The organism is Gimesia chilikensis (assembly GCF_008329715.1).
Taxonomy (GTDB): domain Bacteria; phylum Planctomycetota; class Planctomycetia; order Planctomycetales; family Planctomycetaceae; genus Gimesia; species Gimesia chilikensis.
This window is the reverse complement of record NZ_VTSR01000007.1, coordinates 508,385-533,132: the sequence shown is the minus strand read 5'-3', so window position 1 is coordinate 533,132 and position 24,748 is coordinate 508,385. Positions and strand designations below refer to the sequence as shown.

Genomic DNA, 24,748 nt, shown 5'->3' with positions numbered 1-24,748 from the left:
TGCAAGTGTTGTGTGGAAGGATTCACATCAATGAACGCGTTATCGTATCGGGCTGGTATCACTCTAATTTTCGCAGGCCTGTTAGTTCAGTCAGGCTGCGCTGCCAGGAACCATACGGAAGCCGGCATGGCCAGTGGCGCGGGAATCGGTGCTCTGGCTGGTGCGATTATCGGCAGTAATTCCGGCGATGCCGGAGCAGGGGCCTTGATCGGTGCTGCCACCGGTGGACTCGCCGGCGGTTTGATCGGCAACGCCGAAGATGCCCGGGAAGAACGCGACGTTGCCATTGCCCAGGCAAATCACGAACGCATGGCACGCGGGGCGATCCATAACAGCGACGTCATTCAGATGGCCCATAGCGGCGTCAGCGATTCCGTCATCATGGGCGCCATTCGCAGTCGCGGCGGTGCTTTTGATCTGAGTCCTCAGACGCTGATCATGCTCAAACAGCAGGGACTCAGTGACCAGCTGATCGAGTACATGCAGCAACACAACTACGTGAGTACCACTGCCGAGCCGGTCATCGTCCGGGAACGGGCGGTTGTGACATCACCCTCGGTGGTCTATGTCCGCCCCCGTCCGCGTCCACGGTATGTCCGCCCGCACTATGGAGTGCACGGGCACTTCCACTTTTAAGGATCACGGCTGACAACGCGGGCGACCGCTTTGTCTTTCCAGTCAACGGTCAGCCACAAAATGGCCTGTCCGTCCTGGCTGCCTGTTGCGACAAAGCGTCCATCGGGAGAAAAATCGACCGAGGTCACACCCTGCGAGTGGCTGCTCAGGGTCAGGATTTCCTTACCCGATTTCGTATCCCACAGCTTGGCGGTACCATCGTCGCTGGCTGTGAAGGCCCGCGAATCATCCGGCGAAAAGACGACCGATTCCACCGACGCCGTATGCCCGGCCAGTACCTTTTTCTCCTGCGTCGCGATATCCCAGATAATCGCCGTATTATCTTCGGAGCCGGAGATCAGCCGCGTACCATCGTGTGAAAATGCGACTTCCAGTACGGGCCAGTCGTGCCCCTTGAAGGTAGACAGTTTCTTGCCTGTCTGAGCATCCCACATCACCAGGGTTTTGTCATCGGAGGCGGTCACAACCTTCTTTCCATCGGGAGAGAAGACGGCGCTCTTCACGTGCGTACCGGGTTGGTCGAGGCTCAACAGCATTTCGCCCGATTGTGCATCCCAGATTTTCGAAGTCCCGTCATCGCTGGCGGTCACAATTCGATTCCCCTGGGGTGAGTAGCGAACCGTATTTACATAGCCGGTATGTTTCTGTTCCAGTTTCTTTTCTGCCTGTCCGGTTTCGGTACTCCAGATCTTGGCGGAATTATCCCAGCTGCCGGTCACCAGCCATTTACCGTCTGGAGAAAACGAAGCAGAGGCGACCACGCCATGCGGGTGAAAGGCCATCAACTGCTGAGCTGTCACTCCGTTCCAGAGGCGGGCATCGCGACCGCCGACCGTCAGAATGGAATCGTGATAGGGTGAGAAGACCGCCGTCCAGAGCATGCCACCCCGGGCTTTGAAATCCAGGAATGGTTGTAATTGACCATTGTTACCGGGAACCTGCAGTTCTTTTCCTGTCTCCAGGGCCCAGACTTGAATGACCCGCTGTTGCACGTTCGCAGTTAACAGACGCTTGTTGTCATGAGAAACACTGACGGAGTTGATCAACCCGTTGGCAGGATGAATCGTCTGGGCGACTTCCGGCGTAGATAAATTCCAGATCCGGACCAGTCCATCCGCACAACTGGTGACAGCCTTTGTGCCGTTATCAAACACGTCCATCGACATGATGGCATCGGGGTGCTTCAAAATCTTTTGCTGGTTCTCTTCACCAGTCGTGATATCCCAGTTACCCACGGTATTATCACCGCTGGCGGATAACAGTGTTTTTCCATCCGGCAGGAAGGCCAGACCGTTAATCCGACGCGTATGTCCTTCCAGGCGGTGCAGCAGTTTCCCGCTGGCAACTTCCCACACCATGCAGCGTCCACGGGCGTCTCCACTGGCACAGTAGCGCATGTCATCGGAAAAAGCGACGGCACTGACCTCTGATTTATGTCCCCGCAGTTCCCGGATGAGTTTACCGGTTTCAATGTTCCAGATCCGCACGGTCTTTGTATCACTGCCGGTCAGCAGCAGTCGGGAATCGGCCGAAACATCAATGGCGGCACTCCGTCCCGTATGTTCGAAGCGTTTGTGTTCGGTTCCTGTCTGAATGTCCCAGATCCGAACCGAGTTATCCACGGCGGCCGTTGCCAGGCGTTTCCGGTCCGGCAGAAAGACGGCGCTGGAAGCCAGGAAGGCATGACCTTCAGTAAATTCTTTTTCCGGTGTGCCGGTCGCGACATCCCAGGAGATGGCGGTTTTATCGCGGCTGGCGGTCACCAGTCGTTTGCCATCTTTCGAGAAGGAGACATCCAGAACCGCATCGACGTGCTTCTCCAGAACCCGGCCTTTCAGTGTGCGGATCTCGGCATAACCGGCGATGTTCCACAATTTCGTATGTGCATCATGGCTCGCGGAAAGAATCCACTTACCATCGTTCAGCAATGTCGCGGCCTGGACCCAGCTGTCATGACCGCGGAAGGTCTTGATGGCTTTGACCGTTTCCACGTCCCAGAGTTTCACCGTGTTGTCATGGCTGGCAGAGATGATCATCGAACCATCCTGCGAGAATTCGGCTGACTGCACGCTATCCTGGTGGCCTTCGAATGCGATGTAGGGAGGCGCATTGACTTTTTGTCCAGAGACGATTTTCGAGAAATCGAAGGGCACAATATCTTCCGGTTTCCAGAGTAGAACCCGGCGGTCATAACCGCTGGTTACGACATGCGTGCTCTGTGGATCAGGTGAAAAATGAGCGGAATAGATCGGCCCCTGGTGTCCGGTGAAGGGTGCGCCTTTTTCTCCCGTTTCGACCGACCAGATCACGGCGGTTCCGTCCTGGCTGGCAGTGACAATTCGCCGTTCATCGGATGAGAAATTCGCATCCCAGACCCACCAGTTGTGTCCCCAGAAGCGTCGGATCTGTTGACCCGAGTCGACGTCCCACAAGCGGGCCGTCTTATCATACGAACTGGTCAGCAGACGCTCTCCGTCTTTGGAGAAGCTGATGCTCAGAATGCCTTCGGTGTGTCCCCGGTCGAATGGTGCGCTCTGACTCGGGTCTTCAAACTTGCGAGCGATCGGCAGATGTGTTTCCAGATCCCAGAGCTTGATGTAACCGTTCGGGTCTTCACTGCCGGTCGCCAGAATTTTCCCATCCGGGCTGATCGCAGCCGCCAGCACCGGGTGATTTTTATGATCGAAGGTCGCCAGAATCTGCCCGGTTGCACGATCCCAGAGCCGGGCAAAGCCATCGCGGCTCCCTGTGACATACTGTGTATTGTCCTGCGACAACGCCAGAGAGTCCACTGGCGCCTTGGCGTCGTAAGTCCGGCTGCTCTGCGAACAGAGATGCATCAACCGACCCCACTCCCAGTTTCGCAGACGTTCGGGACATCCCTTGAGCAGTTCGATTGCACTTTCAAAGGCATTCTCATCAATCTTGGCAGCCGCCAGTCCGATACGGGCGATGTAGGCCTCGTACTCTTCTGCTTCTTTGGCCTGTTCTGCTTTAATTCGCTCGACATTCGCCCGGTCACGTTCCTGAATCGCAACTTCCCGGTTTTTGACCGCCTCTTCACGGGCAATTTCTTCTTTCTCGCGCGCTTTATCCGCCTCTTCTTTTTGCGCAATGGCGACTTTTTCCGACTCAATCGCCTGTGTCAATGCGATTGTTTCTTTCTCTTTTGCTTTCACGGCATTGTCACGTTCTTCTGCAGCCACTTTTTCAGCTTTTCGTGCGTTTTCGGCCTCCGCACGAATCCAGAAGAAAGCACCGGTCACAATGACCAGCACGGTTGCCAGCATGCCTACGAACACCCGCTTGGCGGTTTTCAGACGCTGCTGACGCGCATCGCGTTCTGTCTGGGCTTCGCGGATCGAGTCGATCAGGTCGGCGTGTCCGGATTCTTCTTCCTTAAGTAAGGAGAGTGCGAGGTCGTAGTCCCCCTTGGCATACGCGGTATTCGCATAACAGAGGGTTGTCTTTTCGACGCCCTCCCGGGCGGTCTTGTTTTCCGGCCAGAGGGAAACGGCTTCCTGGAATCCAAACAGGGCACGCGAGAACATTTCGTAATTCTCGGTATCGATGGCCTGTTTCAAATCTTCTTCGGCGCGGGTTGCCAGTGAGATACTCTCTGAGTGCGACTGATACTGCAGAATGGCCTGCTGAAGTTCCTGCACGCTCTGGTAGCGGTCTTCCTGTCTCAGGGCCATCGCCTTCATCGCGATGTCAACCAGCTCACCGGTTTTCTCAGTCGGCACGATTTCGTTCTTGGCGGCCGCCATCAGACACTTCATGGCGGTTTTGCCGGTATGCGGCGGGCGCCCTGTCAGAATTTCATACAGAATCGCCCCCAGCAGATAAATATCCGACAGCGGTGAGATCTTATCGACAGGCCCAGTCGCCATTTCCGGTGCCATGTAGGCGGGAGTCCCACCCATGCTCGAAGTCGTGATAATGCTTTCTGATTTACGGAATCCAGACGTCGACTGGGCAAGCCCCCAGTCCATCACGAGTACTTCGCCGAACTCACCCAACATCACGTTTTCAGGCTTCAGATCGCGGTGAACCACGCTCCGTGAATGGGCGAACGCGACGGCATCGGCCACTTTCATCAGAATATTCAGATTTTCGCCCAGGGAATTTTTGCGGATTGTTTTCAGCCAGGGACGTCCTTCGACTTTTTTCATTGAGTAGAAGAGCGCGCCGCTGTTGTTACTACCCACATCATAAATAGGAACGATGTTCGGGTGATCCAGTTCCCCGGTGACGACCGCTTCGGCCAGGAATTTATGCCGTTGATCTTTGTTCTTGGCGGTTTTGCCCTTGAGCATCTTGACCGCAACCTGACGGTCAATCGAAGTCTGGCGCGCAGTATAGACCACCCCCATACCACCCTGGCCAAGGACTTCCAGCAGTTCGTATTCCGCATTCTCCAGGTATTCTGATTTGATCTTGTCGCTGAAGTCACGCTTTTTGATCACGAGCGAAGTCTGGTTCGTCAGTTCCTCCAGGGGAACTTCCCGGGCCTTGATGGTCATTTCCGGACCTTCCGGAATGGTAGCCATCCCCGGTCCCCAGGCATCGTTCATGGTTGCCACCAGTTCCGGGGGCACGTCGTCTGAGACAATGGTGGCGTCAATGTCGGCAGGCGAGCTGCCATCTTCGACGAGGGTTGCGCCAATATCGGATTGATCCAGCGGCTCATCGATGATCAGGGTCTGGTCGTTACCTTGTTCGGGCTGATCGTTGGGATTTTCGCTGACCGTCTGCATGCCGGCCCAGCTTTCATGCTCTTCCTCGGTGATCGTCCGGTCCAGATCACTCAGGTCCGGATCAACAATAGTGGCATTGATTTCATCAGACACGCCGGTGTCGACCATGGTCTGATCGTTGCCTGCCAGGTCTTCATAAGTATCATTTTCCGAATCAGACTCTTCCATTGTCTGGAACTGATCATCAGACATTGTGGCATCCGACGTGTCTCGCGCTTCATCAGCCAGCGCTTCGGAATCCCATTGATCCGAGATGATCGTCTGGTCGATGTCACTGCCAGCCTCATCGGAATCAGAGATCGAATCGGGCAGCGTCTGATCGTTGCGCAGGCTCTGATCGTCGTCGGCCGATGCTTCGTTCTGTTCTTCTTTGTCCGGAAATTCATTCATAATGATACCCGCATGTTGTCGCTCAAGGCGACGATCTCAGTTCTGTTTGAGCGTTAGTCTATTTCTATTCTTACGGTTATTTGCACGAGTATGGTGGCTCGATTATATCAGTTATTTCTGCCTGCGATTCAGTTTATATCGCCGATTCAGCAGACGGCTGCCATATTTTTCCATCGCGGATTCGCATTCGTTCTGCGTAACCGGCTTGCGGAATAATGATCGACCGTGGAAATAACCGGAAAGTAAAGCGGCACTGCCCCAGGCTTTTTCACTGGTTTCGAGTTGTGCCGTCGCTTCAGCAGGTAAGGGGAGGGTCGGCTGTTCCTGTACATATTCTACGTCAGATCCAGGCGTCAGGAGAGGTTGCCAGTCTGAGGTTTCGTCAATCAGGATCTGCAGGAGCAGGTCAATCCGGTCGGAAAGGTCTGCTTCACCCGCGTCCGCCATGACGATAGTAGTCAATTGTTCCAGGTCGCTTAAGGACAACGTCCGCTGCTCCTGGTCTTCAAGCTGGGAATTGATTGGGTTAGTCGTCGAGGGCTGTTGCTCTGAACTGGTGGGAGGATTGGACTGTTCCTCGGTGACATCGCTGGCTTTGCCGTTGCGGATGTCGACATCCATCAGCAGACGTACCCGCTCTTCACCGGCTTCCTTCAGATAAATCTGGTAGCGGCCGTCAGGCAGTGTGCTGAACAGTTTCGGCAGGTTATCCAGGTCAGATTCCTGCAGCGGCACATCCTCAATCACATCGCCGTTAGGAGCCAGGATTCGCAGGAAGACCAGACGTTCTGCATTCCGATTGGCTTCATTGATGGCCGTTTCCAGCAATTGAGTTTCCCGCATGCTGAACACGGTCTGCTGGAGCGAAGAAGCATCCAGGATCACTTCCTGTTGTGGGAAGATCAACTGCGGTACCTGGGGTGTCGTATCGATGGCGATTGTCGCCAGACCTTCACCAGGTGTTTCCAGAACGTCGGCTTCGCTGGTGAAATCGAGAGTACCATTCCCATCAGAGAAGGTAAACTGCTTATCTCCCTGCATGGTCACCAGGATCGGAATATCAGCAGCTGGGTTTCCCGCATCCGGGTTGGCAGTATAGGTATGCTCAAAGACGAACGAACCGGGGTCGGAGAAGTTAAACGTCTCCACTGTTCCATCACCCCAGTCGATGGTGATAAAGAAATTCTGTTCGGTAAACCGTCCGAAGTCGCCAGTGACCGTTGCCAGACCGGTGGGTTGAATCTGAGGTGTCAGAATATTGCGTAGATCAGGTGGCAGGCCAGCAATCGCACCCGTTTCTGAATTGAGTGTTGTATTCGCGTCGATCAAGACACCGCTGTCACCGTGTCCGGAGAGAACTCCGGTTCCTGCGACGCTGTGATCCGAAGCGGCTCCCGTATCGTTGATGGCCAGGAATCCAAAGCCTGCCTGCAGATCGATATTCCCGTTGCCGCCAAAGGCACGCACAGAGGCATTCAGGGTTAAATCCCCAGGCCCCGTCGATTCCAGGCCGATGTTACCACCCGAACCGTTGGTGACCGGGGAGTCGACTGTCAGGGGGCTGGCGTTCGAGACGAAAATATCTCCGGCAACGCTTCCCGAATGAGTGATCCCTGCCAGTCCATCGACAGTTCCAATCGTCAGAAGTGCGCCTCCCAGATCGTTATGTATCTGAACATGACCGGAATCCGTATTGTGTGCAGCCAGCAGGGAGACCGCAGTTTCCAGAGCATTCGCAGAGCCCGCGCCGGTCGCGCTGCGGATCACCAGTTCATCCGCGATGATGTCGCGGCCACCGGCATCGCCGGCGTCCACAATCCCGCCGTCTGTGGTAGTCAGGCGGGTAAGAGTGGTCGTCATCAACTGGCCAACGGTGATCGAATCCCCGGCCTGGAGATCGACAATCCCCACCCCGGCGTCAAAGAGGGTTCCATCTGACATGGTAATACCGCCACCTCCGGCCCCGACAGAAGCGGAATCGGCCAGCAACGTGATTTTCCCATCTGAGGAACTCAAATCGCCCTCACTGCCAAAATTCAGACTGTGCTGTGCGGTCAGGTCAATCGTTCCACCAGCCGTGCTGAAGCCATCGTTGATTTCAATCGAGGAATTGACGTCTGTTGCTGTGACTTCAATGGTACCGATACCATCCGTTTCAACAACATTCAGCAGAACGCCAGGATTTTCGAACAACAGGGAACCATCCGCTTTAACGGTAATATCAGAATCCGTAGTCGAGATCTCTTCAAAGGACGCAGACTCTTGTCCCGTCTGTTCGTAGTTGATGTCGCCGGTCCCCGTTGTCAGTTTCGTGACCCTCACTGATCCGGTCGCGGCCGAAGACACGTGGTGCAGGTTCAGATCGCCGGTGTTACTGTTGACCGCTAAGGTTCCGGCAGAGACCTCGATTGGATCTGTGTTACCAATCCCGTTGATCGCTTCGAGTGTGATTGAGCCCGATGCGGCATTCAGATCGACTTCCGGAGCACCCTGGTCGTCAACCGCGTCATTGATTTCACCAGCGGAGGTGACGGCGATCGATCCTTCCAGGGCCACAAGATCACCCAGCAGAATGTTACCGAAGTTCAGTGTGGAAACATCGATGGCCGGTGTAGCGCCTCCGGCAGACAGTGAGGTCAGCGTCAACGTGTCACTCTGGGCATCTCCCGTATTGGCGACCGTAATCGAACCGTCGACGGATGTCGCCAGATCGATGGCCAGGGACTCATTGCCGACCTGTTCCAGATTGATGTTGCCGGTGCCGGTAGTAATGCTGGTTGCAGTCACGCCCGTTGTCGCGGTGTTGTGTAGCAGGACGTCTCCATTGGTTGAATCTGCTGAGAAGGTATCGACACTCATCTCAAGTGTGTCACCTGTGCCGATCCCTGTAACCGCATTCATATCCAGACTGGTGGCATGAATGTTGAGTTCGCCCGGAACACCATCGTTCTGGTCGATGATCGCTGCTTTGGAATCGAGCAGCACATTGTCAGAAACTGTTTCAATCAAGCCGTTGAGTAGGATGTTTCCTGTCGTGAAGACTTCAATATCTCCCGCTGTAGACTGGATCAGGTCGTGCACAATCAGGTCATCCGTCTCGATAATCCGGATTTCGCCTGCTGTCTGGTTGGTGACATTGATCTGATCGATGTGAGTTTCCAGATGGCCGTTCAGATCGGCCACTTTACCGGCTCCCAGGGACGCGATAATCGTGACCCGGGCTCCCGACTCATTGGCAATCAGGTCTTCTCCCGTGCTATCGCCGGCATCTACCAGGCTGGAGTCGGTATCAATCAGAATCGCGGAACTGGTGTTGTTGGCCGTGATGACCTGGCTGAGGACGATGTCATCGCTGGAGATCAGGCTGACTGCCCCATCCCCGGCATTGATGAATGTTCCATCGGCCATGGTGATGCCACCAAACAGGCCTCCCGCTCCATTGTCTGCATCGGCGGTCAGGCTCACGGCCCCCGACGTGCTGGTTAGATTCGTCGTCCCGTTGAAGAGGATATCGTTGGCTGTCGAAATCGTGACCGAACCGGTGTCGCTCAGCAGACTATGATTCAGAATCAGATCGGCGTCGGTATTCGTCGTTTCCAGGAACAGAGTACCGGTTCCCAGTGTCTGTACCAGGTCGCTGACAGTGATGCTGCCGGCAGAACTCAACGAAATGTTGGTGTCCGTCCCCCCGGTCAGGCTCAGGTTGTCTTCATTGAGATCAACCAGTTCCAGGGCAGGGGAGTCGTTATTGATGACGAAATCAGAACCAAGCACAGTACCGTCGAACTGCTGTGCGGTGATATTCAAGGTCTCTGCGGAACCTGATTTGAACAGGATGGAGTTTACCGCATTGACGTCGATTGCGCCCCCACCAGCGTCGATAATGTCGGGCGCGTCCAGCCGCAGATTCGCAGTCTGCAGACCAGTCGGAACAGTGATGGAAACATCGGAAATAAAGCTGATGGTATCCTGGGTATTGCTGATACCAGTGGTTGTGGAAGCATCCAGAGCCCCGCCGGTCGCTCTGACATAAGTCGTGCCTGCGGTGCCTGTTCCCGCATCCAGGTTGATTAGTTCCGGCGTAGTGCCCGTGTTGTCAATCACGATCTGGTTACCGCTGGTCAAGTCCAGGCGTGCCACACTGGTCTGCAGGGGATCAAAGCCATCTGCAGTGAAGACATTTGTAATGCCACCAATGTTGCGGCCAGCGATAATCGTCAGCAGGTCGCCACTGGTCAGTTGACTGTCGGCACTGTCTGAGTCGAGTACATCGCGGTCGGCGTTCAGAGTAATGTCAGCTGAATTCTCAGCGGTCAGAGATGTCACCAGAATATCGCTGTCAACTCCGGTTGCCGTCAGAGTGATGCCATTGTTCAAGTCAGAAGACGAGTTGTTCGTGGAAGTGACGTCCAGCACTTCAATGGTTCCGGCAGCATTGACAATGATGAAACCGTCGAACGTTGTCAGTTGCGTCAGCGTGATACCGTCCACTTCGTCGATGTGAAGGCCTCCGGCGTTGGTATTCACGTCAGCCGTAACACTGTTGACGTCCGTATCCACGTCAATTCCGTCCTGCGTACCACCGGCACTGCTGGATGACATGTTCAAGTCATCGGCGGTGATCCGATTCGAGTCGGCACCGTTGGTGTCGAGAATGCCATCATCAGCAGTCAGCATGACGTCCGCCAGGCCGGTCGCTGTCATTGTTGTGACCAGTATGTCGCTGTTGGTTCCCGTGGCATTGAGAGTGATGTCATTATCGTCGCTGTTCGAGTCGTTCTGGGAAACGACCGAAGTTGCCGTAAGACTCGCCGTATTATTCACGGTGATTGCACCGTCAAATGTCGACAGGTCCAGTAATTCGACAGTGATCCCATTGTCAATCAGCAGATTGCCTACTCCCGAGACGGTCGCGGAAAGTGTGCTGATCTCTGTTTCCAGTGGATTTCCATCACCAATCCCAGTGACGGCGTTCAGAACGGCAGTAGATGCGACGATGTCCGTATGACTGTCACCATTATCGCTGATCGCAGCCGACAGGGAGTCAACATTAACCGTGCCCGTGGTCAGCAGGCCAGCCAGAAGCACGTCTCCGTCTGCAGTCAGGTTAATGGTTCCCGTACCTGCATCAATCAGTGATCCGTCTGTCATCGTAATCGGATTGCCGTTACTGCCCGCTGCATTGTCTGCAGTGAGGGTCACGGTGCCGGAGGTCGAGTCAATCAGAGCGACACTACCGAGCAGCAGGTCATCTTCTGCAGTCAGGGTGACCGTTCCTGTATTACTTTTCACTGTGGCATCCAGGTGAATTCCGCTGCCGGAACCCGTCGATTCGCCCAGCAGTTCGATATTCCCGGTACCCGAGGCCGAGACCACTGCATCATTCGAGATCTCAATTCCATCGTCACCGTTCGAGGCGCCGTTGATCGTGATTTGGCCGTCTTCGTTGATCACGAGTCCGTTGGTCGTCTCGATTAGTGTTCCCTGTGAAGTTGTTCCTCCGCCCGTTGATTCACCGGTGATGGAAATAGCTCCTGCCGTCGATTGAATCAGGCTGGTAATCTGAACCCCCGCCCGATCTGCAGTCGTTGTTCCCTGAATAGTGATGTCCGCTGCATTGACGCCCGCACCGTTCGAGACAATCTGTGCCTGGTCGGAGAGCACAAAACCGGTGCCATAATCCGTGGTGCCAGTGATTCCAATCGCGCCATCGGCAGATGTGACATTCGTGCCTGCACCATCAATTATGACACCATGATTGTCGTTGATTCCCTCTCCCGCGGTTCCATTGATGGTGATCGTGCCGGCATCGATTCCGCTGGCTGAGGACGAAACTGTCGTACCGGAATGCAGTAAGATTCCATGATGATCACTGGTCACGACATCCGCTCCGCCGAAGCCGGTTATCAGGATGTTACCTGTACCCGTCGTCGAGATCGTCGCATTGTCTGCCTCTACACCGATGAAATCACCCGCGGTCAAGCCTCCGTCATTGGCCAACAGTGTAATACCGCCGTTGACCGTTTTCAGGTTGCTGCCACTGTTCAATTTGATATTCCGGTTCGATGTCAGCAGAATCGCACCGGTCCCCAGTGTGCTGATGGTCGTCGCGAGGTCGACAGTCAGAGTGTCTGTCGCATCCAGCGTGATTGAACCGGTGGCTGACTGTACGGTTTCGGTGACATTCAGCGTACCGGTGTTGTGAATCACAATGTCCAGGTCTGCGTCCAAACCGTCCTGGGCAGTGATGCCCCCAATTGTCAGGGCTCCCGTGTTGTCCAGGAAGAGGTCCCCCGTTCCCGCATCTGCTTCGAGGAAGGCAATCGCGGTGTCGATGGCATCCGCGAGCTGGCCAATGCTCAGATTCGAATTCAGAACCAACTGGCTGGCGGTCACGTTGTTGACGCCTGTGCTGTCGTTGTCTGTGATCCCCCCCAGGGCCGAAGTAATATCGACGCGGCCACCAGTCGTCGTAATACCAGAAAGAGCGATGTCCCCCGCAGCGGAGATTTGAATCTGTCCCCCCTGTGATTCGATCCGGCTGCCGGAAGCCATGGTGATACTGCCGACGCTCGAACCGTCATTGTCAGCCGTCAGGGTAATGCTTCCACTTGCCTGACTGAGAATATTGGTCGTCGCCGACAGGGTGATATCATTGTCTGCCAGCAGCGTGATACTGCCGTCAGCGCTGGTCAGGTTTGTGTCCAGTTGAATATCTGAGGTCGCACCTTTGGCCGTCAGCAGGATAGAACCGGCACCATTGACTGTCGCATCACCACCGGTGATCGAGATTGTTCCGTTCGAAACATTCGCTTCAACAGAGCCTCCACCCGCACCAGCCGTTGTATCGAGGCTGGTATTCACTGTGGTGAATCCGGTAACCGCATTGACGGTAATACCGCCTCCGTCTCCGGTGAGCAGAGAGCCATTAGAAAAGTCAACCTGGCCTGCGTTAGAAGTGACAGCAATGTTCCCTCCCGCAGCAGCACCATTGGTGGTGTCGATTCCGCTGCCTGTTGAGATGACATCACCGTCAGCCTGCACATTCACGCTGCCACCTTCGCCGGTATTCACTCCATTGTCTTCCAGGGTGATACTGCCGGTGGCGTTAACCGTGATATCTCCCAGAGCATTTACACCATTGTCCCGAGTAATCACATTTCCGTTATGAGCATCAATGGTAATTGCACTCGCGGTTCCGTTGGTGGTGGTCAGCGAACGCGTCAGCACGTTCGCACCATCAATGTTGATTGTCCCCGTACCAGCATCCAGGCTGGACCCGGTTTCCATTGAAATGTTGCCTGTACCGGAGATGTCGGAATCTGCTGTGACTGTAACAGCCCCATCGGTGCTCACAGCATCTTTGAAGATGACATCGTCAGTCGAACTAATCAGGATTGTCATCCCGGTTCCGCCAGTCAGTGTCTGGTCGAAGGTGATGTCGTCCGCGGTAGTTGAGGTGAAGACCACGGATGCTCCCAGCGAGACAACGTCGTGAAAGGTCTGTCCTCCGGTCGTGGTGATTGTGCTGCCGTTGACTTCCGTTGTGCCATCCACATCGGTCGTCAGGCTCGTCAGGGCAGCCGAATTGCCGACCTGGTCATCAAAGATTGTGGATCCGGCAGTGTTAATGTTGAGCGTGTGGGCACCGTTCAACGTCGATTTGAAGTTAATCGAACCCGAGGCTGAACTGGACAGAACCGTATTGGCGCCCAACAGCACCGCATCGTTGAATAGCTGACCGCCTTCAGTGGCGATGCTGCCGCCGTTGATGAACGTTGTACCGTTGGCGTCCGTAGTCAGGCTGGCCAGTTCGTTGGTGTCACCCACAGTCCCATTGAAGGTTGTGTCGCCATCGGTATTCAGTTCCAGCGTATATGTGCCGTTTAACCGCTGATTGAAAGTGATGACCCCGCTGCCAGTGCTGGTGAGAATCGTGTTTTCTCCCAGTTCTACGTCATCATTGAAGATCAGGTTTCCGGTGGCGTTGATGCTGCCACCATTAATCTGCGTGGTGCCCCCGGCATCTGTTGTCAGACTGTTCAGGGCCGTATTGCTGCCGATGGCGCCATTAAAGATTGTTGAACCGGAGGTTTGAATTTCCAGATCAATCGCACCGTCGATGGTTCCATCGAATTGAATATCGCCTCCCCCGGAACTGATCAGGGTTGTGTCGGTGACAAAGTTGACCGCATCATGGTAAAGTTGGGATCCGGTCGTTGTGATGGTACCGCCGTTGAACGGTGTGCCAGTCGCACCCGACGAACTGATTTCGACAGAAGCGGCATTAATGTTTGCCAGGATGTTCACGCTTTCGGCAGTCACGAAGAGATTACCTGTACCCAGATCAACATCACTCTGGAAGGTGACCGGATCATCGGCTCCAGCCAGAATCGTCAGATCTGCATTAAACAGGCTGTCCAGTGTGTTGATCTCGATTGTATCGACTCCAGCAGAGGCCCCTACGCTACTGGTGCGTATCGTGATTGAACCAGTCGGATTCAGAAACTCAACGGATTCACTGAGAGTGGAATCGATGAATAAATAATTGTCTCCAGCCAGGCCGTTATCGGACAGAGATATCGTTTCATCAGCATCGGTGAAGTCAAACTCTCGATCAGCCACCAGCAGATTATCCAGAATGGGCTCCAGTCCGGTGAAGGCAATCGTTGTCGAACCATCCGTCATGCTGCTGTCGGAAATGGTGATGACGCCATCTTCGCCTTCCGCAGGCACGTTATCCGGCGTAAAGACATAACCAACGGAATCCGCTTCAAGAGATACGCTGTGATTGAGTACCAGCGTATCTCCCAGAATGCCTGCGATTCCCAAAGAGTTACCATCGTTGTTCTGGGTACCCCCATTGAAGGTGATGCCGTCGGTGGGATTGAAGAACTGACTATCAGGCTGATTGACAATCAAGACATCGTCACCGCCCAGGCCATTAAAGGTGATCGAGGTAATGTCAGTGATTGACACGCTGGCCAGTACCAGTTCATTCGGTCCGCCGAAGTCGCGCGTTAACACAAAGGTGGCCGTGTTTTCGCCGGTCAGCGTCAATACCAGCTGATCGTCTTCACCCGTTCCGTAGACGACAATATCTCCAGACCCGTAGATTCCCGGATATACGGTGGGCAGGTTCTGGAAGGCTCCAATGTGAGGTATGCTGGTGTTTGTATCTGCAGCGAATTCCGAGGAACCGTAGGCAGCCGAGGAACCAAAGCCGACAACGTATTGTGTTGCCAGAGAGTCGGTAGTGATATAATTGGGATCGTTGGCATACGCAAACAGCGGGTCGCCAAACGTATTGCTCGAATCGAGGGTTACGTTCGAATCGAGGTCATTCCCGTTAAAGGCGTTGTAGGTCACATTCGCATTCAACGGTGCAATGACTCCGAAGCCTTCGATCGGGGGCAGGGGAGGATTTGCCTGCAGGTACAGTGTGATATTGGTTCCACTGTCGCCGGAAACGATTTCGGTTCCCGCAGGATCATCCAGGTTCCAGTGCGCGACCAGACGCGAGTCGCCAGTCATACTGGAAACGCCCGTGTTCATAATCGTTACACGATCGGTGGAGTCCAGCACATCATTGAACCAGCCGATATCATCCATCAGACCGTCAAAGAAGCGACCACTGTCACCCGGGTCCTGGCCGACATTCATCAAGCCATTGACCGTGTCAGTGAAGTGGGTGCTGTCAAAGCCGGACAGATTCTCATCAAACGAGGAGAGATAAGGTTGTTCTGCGCCATTGATGTAGATATGCATCTCGCCCGAGTCAGCATCCCACGTGTACTGGATGTTGGTCCAGACGCCGCCGTTGATCGCCTGGCCTCCCGCTTGAATCGTGTAGTCACCGCTCCCCTGTGTGCGTCCATAGAACTGGCCGCCACTGTTTTCACGATACTGGAATTCGAAACCACCATTGTCTGGACCTTCGAAGAACTGGTTTCGACGGCCTGTCTCATCCATCTTGACCCAGAAATTCAACGTTCCTTTTCGGCCTACATCGAATGAGGCATCCTGGAAGGTGGCGAAATCGTCGATGCCATCGAATTCGAGGGCACCACCAAAAACACCTGCCGTTTCCTGGAATTCAGGACCAAAAGGCACAATTCCATCGGTGACCAGGTACATCTGAATGCCGCTCACATTGTCAACCGCGATGTCTCCTGAACTCTGATCGAAGTCCCAGTGAGCGACCAGCCGTGCATCTCCCGACAAGGTGCTGACTCCGGTCGTACGGATTGTATCCAGATCGGTCTGTCCGAGTGCCTGATCAAACCAGCCAACATCGTCCATCTTGCCGTCAAAGAAGCGGCTGCTGTCGCCCGGGTCGCGTCCGACATTCATCATTTCATTGATGGTACTGACGGTCGCCGTCCACTGTGCAAGATCGGAATCATATGTTCCATTCAGGTAACCGACTTCGACACCGTCAATGTAAAGGTGCATTTGCGGATTGACGCCGCCATTGAAGTCCCAGGTGTACTGGATGTTCTGCCAGACCCCGGTCGTTCCTCCGGCACCACTATTCTGAATGATGTAGGTATTGCCGTTTCCGTCATTCCGATTAGGGCTGCCGAAGAACTGACCACCGCTGTTCGTGCGGTACTGGAACTCCATGCCTCCGTTATTCGGACCTTCGAAGAACTGGTTGCGGCGTCCCTGGTCATCCATGTTCACCCAGAAACTGAGAGTACCGGATTCTCCTACATCGAAGTTCGCCGACTGGAAGAGGCCGAAATCATCGACGCCGTCAAATTCCAGGGCCCCGCCGAACACGCCACCGGTCGGATCCCAGGCGGGAGTCGTAGCCGAAGGCTGTGGCCCTTCGTAGCTGAAACCATTGAAGATATTGTTGGTGATATACACCGAATTCGCAGGTACCGCGAGGGAAGGATCGAAATAGATTCCCCCGGGCTGTGCATAGATTCCGTTCGAGTTCGTCGTGGAGGAATCCTTCCAGTCGAATGTATTGTGATTGATATCGATTCCGTCGGCCGTCATTCCCCGGTTGGTGATCGTGACCGTATAGTTCTGGTCACCGGCTTCCTGGAATGAGCCCGCTTCGAGACCGTTGCCGAAGTAGTTGAAGGAGATCTCACCACTGAAGGCATGGTTGTTGGGATCACCAAAGGTCCCCTGCGGTCCAATCGCGATGGGTCCCCAGCGGAAATGGTTTTCACGGAATTCATTCCTCGTAATCAGGAAGTTTTCACCGCTGCCTCCGTCCCCGTCACGGATCGCGGCGCGGCCGTAATTTCCTTCGAAGATGGAGTCGGAGACTTCCAGGTTATTCGCTCCCTCAAAGACGACGGCACTACGATAGTTATCACCGAAAAGCAGATTATTCAGCGTGGTGTTGTCCGCATTCGTGTAAACTACGTAACCTCGATAATCGGTGGCGGAGGTATGTGTCTCCCAGCCCAACTGGGCTCCTGAGATAGAAACGTTGTTCGCACTGATATTCATGGCGATATCAAAAGTATTCGTGGGGGCTCCCGCCTTGCGAATTTCGACAACGTCTTTACCGGCACCGATCAGTGAGACTGATTCGTCAATTTCCAGTGTGCCCGTTGTATGATAGATGCCAGCAGCAATGTTGATGACGCCTCCGGCACCTGCAACATCGACGGCATCCTGGATATCGGCTCCTCCGGCTGATCCCAGTACATTCACGGTCGCTGCATCACCGGAGACGGTGGCTGCGACGAGGTCACCATCCAGGTCGACAGTGTCGGCGTTCAGGGCGATGCTGGCTGCGGTCATCACCGTACCGTTGGCAACCGTAATCGACTCGACATTCAGTTCCACGTTTTTCCCGGAGTCGAAAGTCAGACTGCCATTCACGTTCAGGGTGTCGGCTGCATCTTCTCCGTTGATGGTCAGTGAAGCGGTAAAATCTGTGGCCAGTGAATTCAGTTCGATCTGGTCGGCGCCATCGCCTGTATTGATCGTCAACAGACCATCGGGGTTGGTAAACGTCAGCAGTTCGCCGGCTGTCGAAGTCGCGGTGGTCTGCCCACCGCCGGCATCACTGATCGTAATAATCTCCGCGACCGCACTGTAATTCAGAGTCACGTTGGTCGTGTTGATCGTCGAGGTGATCGGTTCCAGTCCGCTGTAGGTGATGAAATCAGTGCCTGCACCATCAATGCGGATCGAACCAGAGTTGCTGTCAACGAAGAAATACTCAACAGAAGTGGTCGTCCCCAGCAGGTTCAGCACATCCCCCGGACTGGTCGAGTCCTGGCCTTCGCCATCGTAATCGACAGTGATCCCAGCTGCAGCGAGTGCAGCATCGATGGTCAGACTGTCATCGCCATCCCCGCCTTTCACTGTGATTGAAGTCGTACCTGAGAGAGTACTGGTGCCGATCAATGTTCCGCCCAGACGATATTCGATGTCCGAACCGTTGACCAGAATTTCAATGTCATCAGCGTTTGTAGTTCCCTGCAGTTCAATGTCGACGGTACCAGTGATCGTGAAGTTTTCAATTTCACTGTAAGTCACGGTGGGGAAGCCGCCGGTAACCGATCCTGAGCCATCCCCATTGTTTGAGACGACTGCCGTTCCGGCTGCAGAAGTATCCACGTGCAGTTCATCACCCAGCGGGTTACTGGTTGGGTCACCGCCGACAATGTTAAAGGCTTCCTCATTCGGAGTGACCTGGAAACTGTCGGCGGCACTACCTCCGGTCAGGTTCACAAAGTTACTGAAGGTCAGTGTGTTGGTGCTGTTGTAAGTGTTGACGCCGTTCAGTGTCCAAGTGGCGGCGCTGTCGATCCCGGTCAGGGTGTTATTACCGCTGCCCCCGGTGAGCACGTCGATATTTGCGAAGCTGACGGACTTGGCAGATTCACTACCATCGAAGCCGTCAATTCCTCCGAGTGCACTGAGCGTGACGTTCAAATCGGAAGAATAGGTGTCGAGGTTCAGATGATCTTCGCCGGCTTCACCATCGATGGTTCCATTCAGCGTAGATCCATTATTGCTGAAGTGGAAGACATCCGCTCCCTGACCACCCAGCAGGTCGAGTGTATGCGAACCGTTGATGTTGAACTGGTCAACATCATTGCCTCCCTGGAGAGTTTCAAAACTGGAGAAGGACAGGGAAGTCCCGCTGCCGTAGACGCTCGCCGGCTGAATCGACCATGTAGCGGCCGCGTTCTGTCCGGTCAGTTTGTCGGCAGCTCCCGATCCTGCGGCGATATTGTTGATATTGTCAAACCCGACACTGATCGACGCCTCGGTTCCCTGGAACCCGTCAAAGGTTCCGTTGGCCGTCAGAATCACGTCAATCGAAGAGGTCAGGGCACTGAAATCGATCTGGTCGGCACCCGCCTGACCGTCAATTGTCCCCGAGAGGGTTGCGCCATCCGCAAAAGCGAAGACATCGTTACCGGAATTACCTGAGAGATTCAAAGACTGACTGCCGCTGATATTGAACTCATCAACGTCGGTTCCCCCGGTCAGATTCTCAAAATCACTGAAGTTCAGCGTGTTTGATGCTGTGTACTGATTCGTGCCATCCAGCGACCAGACTGCAGCCGCATTGATCCCTGCCAGGGCATCAGTGTTGCCACTCCCCTGAATCGTGTCGATATTATCAAAATCAGCTACCGTGGAAGCTTCCGACCCTGTAAAGCCATCCGTTGCCCCTGTTGCTGACAGAGCGAGATCGAGGCTGAATGTGGAGGCTGAATAGTCCAGAATATCACTACCGCTCAGGCCATCGATGCTGCCTGTGATCTGGCCACTACTGCTGAACTGGAATGTGTCGTTGCCTGTCGATCCAGCCAGGTGATTGAAACCGTCAAAGTCAATTCCAGAGACCGATCCCTGGTTGACACCATTGATCAGGTAAGTGGTGCCTGCACTCAGTCCGCTGATGGTATCCTGTGTGTCGTCTCCACTGAGACTTTCGATCGTGTGAAACAGGTTTACGCCCGAGGCACTGCTGGTTTGCAGATCGACAGTCACAGCACTGGTCACAGCAGAAAAGTCAATGTGGTCCGTTCCGTCACCCCCGCTGAGGGTACCGGTAAGCTGTCCGCCATCCTGGAAAGTGAAGGCGTCGGCCCCCGCGTTACCCGTCAGATTCTCCACGTTGCTGAAACTGACTGCGCCAGAGAGCAGGCTGCCGGAATTCAAGCCATTGATGAGCCAGTCGGTCGTCTGGTCGGCACTGACCAGCGTATTCGATCCCCCCGCACCATTAAAGCTGATGCCACTCGGTGGCAGAATGGTGTCGACGCTCATGTCCAGCCGCACGGTATTATCAGATCCATTTCCGGTGACGATAATACTGGAGACTTTATCGAACACATGTGAAGGCACGATCTCATTGGACGTGCCCGTTTCCAGGATGCGTAACTGACTGCCGTCCCGGATGATCGTAATGTCATTGCTGGACCAGTCGCCGGCAGTCACAACCATGCTTTCCACGAGGTCATTCAGGTTGATCGTCACAGTTGCGGTGGCGGTCGAACCCTTGTTGTCATCGACAATCACGTCCAGAGTGTAACTGGGATTGGTTTCGAAGTTGAGCAGACTCTGATCAGCAACAATGATCTGCCCCGTAGAGGTAATATCAAACGCGGCAGAACCTGTGCCTCCCGCTTCGGTGAAGGTCAGTGTATCTCCCGGTTGATCAGCATCGCTGGCAACGATCACCGCGCCGACCAATGTGCCGTTGGCAGCGTTCTCATCGACTTCGCGCGTCTGGTTTGCGATGACCGGATCATTGTCATTCAGCGGATTGATATTAATCGTAATCGTCGCGGTATCAGTCGCCCCAGCGTCATCGGTTACCAGAATTTCGAGATCAAATTCGGTATCCGTCTCGTAATCCAGTTGCGTGAAATCGGCGACCGTAATCTCGCCAGTACTGCTGACAGCAAAAGCGGTGTCCCCGGAGCCGCCTGTCAGGCTGAAACTCAGGCTCCCCGGTGGAACGTTTGGATCTGCAGCGACGATTGTTCCCACCGATGTCGTATTCGCTGTATTTTCATCAACGGAAAAGCTCTGATTCCCTGCGGACGGTGGTGAATTGACCGTCAACACAACATCGTTGCCATCGCCGCCCTGATAGGTGATATAGACCTGGTTGCCGTTGAAATTGAATAAGGTCCCTTCGGCCAGTCCGACGAAATTACCTGTGACGGCGTCGACATCATCATTGTCAATCAACAGGAACTGGTCACCGGCGACGGCCGTAAAGGAACTGCTGATATTCAACGTCGCTCCGGTCAGATCGACTTCGCCTGTCACCTGGATCTGGTCGTACTCTGATCCCGCATTGGTTCCGTTGATTTCAACATTGAGATCCGCATCTGCGTCGAGTGTCAGGTCGCCCGTGCTGAGAATTCCCGGACTGGATCCCGGTGCCAGAGCTGCATCGGCATTGATGGTCACGGGCGCCGTGATGCTGCCGGAACCACCCAGGGTGGCGCCGGTCGCGACGATCACTTCCGATGTCGCCAGGGTTCCGTCAACTTTGAGAACGCCGTCCTGCACGTTGGTGGCCCCCGTAAACGAGCTGCTTCCGGAAAGAACAACTTCCCCCGCACCAGCGATCGTCAGGCTTCCGTCACCGGAGATATTTCCAGCAAATGTGGCTGAGGTCGAAATCGCCTGATTCAGTGTCAGCGAACCGGCAGGACCTCCCAACTGCACACTCCCCGTCCCGGTCAGTGACGTGAGGGAGACAGAGAACCCGTTCAGATCCAGCACACTGGTTGCAGACGTCAGATTGACGCTGGATGTATTGGGAATCGCATCTGACTGGGCCAGTTGCAGGGTACCGTCGTTGACGGTGGTCGACCCGGTGTAGCCATTTAACGCATCCAGGATCACAGTTCCCGAACCGTTCTTGATGAGGTTGTTCCCGTTCAGCTGAGCTTTGACACTACCGGAGCGGAGATCCAGATCGGACTGGGACGTCAAGATACCCCCGGTCGCGATGACAGTACCGTCTTCCAGCGTGAACTGTGCGACGGTTTCATCGAAGCTGCCCAGATCGAGTGTGGCACCACCGGAAAGAGTCAGCGCGACACTGTCGTCGAGCAGGTCACTACCGGCGAGTTGATAGGTGTCACCAGCCTGACCAGACAGAATCAGATCGGTGGGGGCAAAGCTCGCGTCATAGGAATTGAGTTCAATAATCGACGCACCACCGGCAGTGGTGATTTGCAGGGAGTCTGCAGGAGAAGCGAAGGTTGTCAGCTCGAAGCTGCTGCTCAGGCTGCGAATCTGCAATTCACCCGGCAGAGCGGCATTTTCCAGGATCGCATCGGTCGTGGCAGTGGGCAGGTTGATGACGACGTTGTTAGCCGTATTACTTCCGCCGAACACCGGTTCCAGACCGGTATAGCTAATTTCCGTGATCGCATTTCCGCTGAAATCGACGGCGCCAGCCCCCGGACCAGTCAGATTGTGAGTGACGGTATCAAAGGTGCCCCCGAAGAATTCTAGAGCGTCGTTGCCTCCCAGACCACCGTCAAAAGAGATTGAAAGCTGAGTCAGCTGGGCATCGCCGTAATTGAGTGCGAGCAGATCGGTCTCACCATCGGCTCCCTGGATCTGGATTGAATTCAATCCGGTTAAAGAAGTAGAAAAGAGCAGGGCATTCGCGTTGTTTCGATCGAGGATCTCGACGTCAGTGCCATTGATTTGCACGGCAAACGAATCATCAGCGCCGATTTGATTCTGTAATACGACATTCAACTGGTCTCCGACCCGGTCGTACTGTCCCAGGTAGGTGACCGTAGACTGGGTACTGAAGTCAGGAGCACCAGCGGTTCCCACCTGGATTTCGATGCCGATTTTTACATCACCAGTAAAACCGGTCAGATCCAGGGAGTTGGGGATAATCAGGTCATTCTGCCCCAGGAATTGAATCGACTGAGATGTATCGACGCCCGTAACGAGAATGGAGTTAATTTGGGTGGCATCAAACTGCATGATGCTGTCGGGCAGGCCCAGGCCATCATCGACCTGAATTGTGGCGCCGCCATCAACGACGGAGACGGTTGCATCATCGTTGGCAGCATCGAGGTTAATCTGTAGAACATCGCTGGCAGCACCTGAGAGGCCAGCATCCACGTTCAAAACGATACGTTCTTCCAGACGCACCAGTTCCAGTCCTGCGTGACTGTCGGCGCGGAGCGAATTGAACTCGAGGTTAGGGGCAGGGGGAGTCTTGCCGAGGCATCGATTCAGCCATTCTAAAAATCGCACGTTGAGATGCTCCTTCGAGTTCCTTGTAATGCACAGAAAATTAATGGCATGAGTTCGCGAATACCATTCAAGAGGCAATACAGCAGAGGGGAACACAAACAGGGAGCGTTTTACGCACACCGACCCTGCATTTCTGCAAAAACCACGTTATCCCTGGCCGACATGTGCACCTGCGATCAGGTCTGTGGTATTGTAAAAAAACTCCCCACATTATCTTTGCTCACTAAAAGGTATGTCAATCATTTTTAACGGAGCAGAAACATCTGTCAAAAATGGAAAGCTGCTGTCTTCATAAGTAATACAGCCGTTTTAATCATGTTATCTGAACCGCGACTCCAGTCATGATTGATCAGCGTGCCTTAACCGGACTAATCTTCCTACGTATACGAACTGATAAAATACGAACGTTGTTCGAGCACAAATTGAAGAATCAGTATGAAAGTGAGGTGAATAACGTGAATCACCTCCAGAAAGTAACTGTATGTCCATATGAATCGGGCTGAAAACTGGATCCTCTGAATGACTGGGGGGTTTGCAATGACCTTACGACTCAGACAGACACTGATGTCCCCGGTCCACTTCCAGAGCCGATAACTGAGAATGAGTACTCCTGTTTCTACGAATTCGTATCTGATATTCAGTTCTTAAGTGCTGTGATATCAACTGTTTATTCACTGGAGCGCCTGTTTTGGTTCGGTTGCCCGTCAAATCGTCTCGATTACTGCTCTGTCTCAGCTGTCTGATTTTCAGCGGTTGTGCAGTCAATCACGGCGCGCATTTCTCAGTCGCTCCCGAATATGACAAAGTGAAAATGTCTGCACTCGCGCAAGCCGCAGCCTCCCGCAGACAGTCATCACCAGATAAGACGCATGACGACGTAAAATCTGACCAGATCACGATTACCGGCTTCAATAAATTCCAGGTTTCAGAGAAAACCAGTTCGAAACCGGTTTCCAAACCCGTTGAACTGCCTCCGCTGCCGGAATCACGCGAACTCACCATCGAATTCGATGAAACAAGGGATTTCCAGCCGATCGAGCTGACAGGGATCCGCTTCCCTCAGCCAGCACCAGCTGTCGATCCAGAGCCAGAAACTCCCGTTGTTGCTCAGAAGCCAGTGATCACGACGGCGGAAGAACCAGAATTTCACTTTATTCAGCAACAGTCACAACCGGCTCCCGTACCGCCTGCACCCGATACACCGATGACGCCAGCACCGGCGAATCCGCCAGCCGCAAAGAAAGCACCCCGACTGGTGGAACTGGGGCTGAAGCCTTTAACGTCACTGACTCTGAATACCATACCACCCACAGGTGACCTGCCCACCAACACGGCAGCCGAGCACCTGGCTGACATCCCTGCGGAAAAAGTGACGATGGGCACCACCCGCGACTGGCAGCTCATGAATAAAGACTGGGTTGCAGCAGCGGTTCCACACAATCCGCTCTACTTCGAAGAACCTTACCTCGAACGGTATGGCTATAACTACGGTCCTGCGATTCAACCATTCATTTCCGCAGGTCGTTTCTTCGGTCGCATTCCCGCACTGCCTTACATGATTGGTGCATACCCGCTGTATGAGTGCCAGTATACTCTGGGGTATGAAAAACCAGGGAACTGCCCCCCTTATCAGGTTGAACGGCTTCCGCTCAGTGCACGCGGTGCTCTGTTTGAGAGCTTAACCGTTACCGGCCTCGTATTCCTGATTCCCTGATCGC

The 24,748-nt window shown here is 54.3% G+C and carries 4 protein-coding genes; 2 read left to right on the top strand and 2 right to left on the bottom strand.

Annotated features, from left to right (window positions below; genetic code table 11):
- Window positions 1-30: 30 nt before the first annotated feature.
- A complete protein-coding gene (locus tag FYZ48_RS11775; protein ID WP_149340529.1) occupies window positions 31-636 on the top strand; it encodes a glycine zipper domain-containing protein in 606 nt (201 codons plus the stop codon).
- Here FYZ48_RS11775 and FYZ48_RS11770 read toward each other — a convergent pair.
- Together FYZ48_RS11770 and FYZ48_RS11765 are read right to left on the bottom strand one after the other, a co-directional pair.
- Window positions 633-5,786 (bottom strand): protein kinase domain-containing protein, encoded by a 5,154-nt coding sequence (locus FYZ48_RS11770; protein WP_149340526.1) that lies wholly within the window; start codon window positions 5,784-5,786, stop codon window positions 633-635. The two genes, FYZ48_RS11775 and FYZ48_RS11770, sit on opposite strands and share 4 nt — an antisense overlap.
- Window positions 5,787-5,897: 111 nt before the next feature.
- Complete coding sequence (locus tag FYZ48_RS11765) at window positions 5,898-23,030, bottom strand: LamG-like jellyroll fold domain-containing protein (RefSeq protein ID WP_149340523.1); 17,133 nt, start codon at window positions 23,028-23,030, stop codon at window positions 5,898-5,900.
- 688 nt (window positions 23,031-23,718) lie between these two features.
- On the opposite strand from FYZ48_RS11765, the gene FYZ48_RS11760 reads away from it, so the two are divergent.
- Window positions 23,719-24,744 carry a hypothetical protein gene (locus tag FYZ48_RS11760; protein WP_149340521.1) on the top strand — a complete coding sequence of 342 codons (1,026 nt, stop codon included), beginning with the start codon at window positions 23,719-23,721 and terminating at the stop codon, window positions 24,742-24,744.
- The last annotated feature ends 4 nt before the right edge of the window (window positions 24,745-24,748 follow it).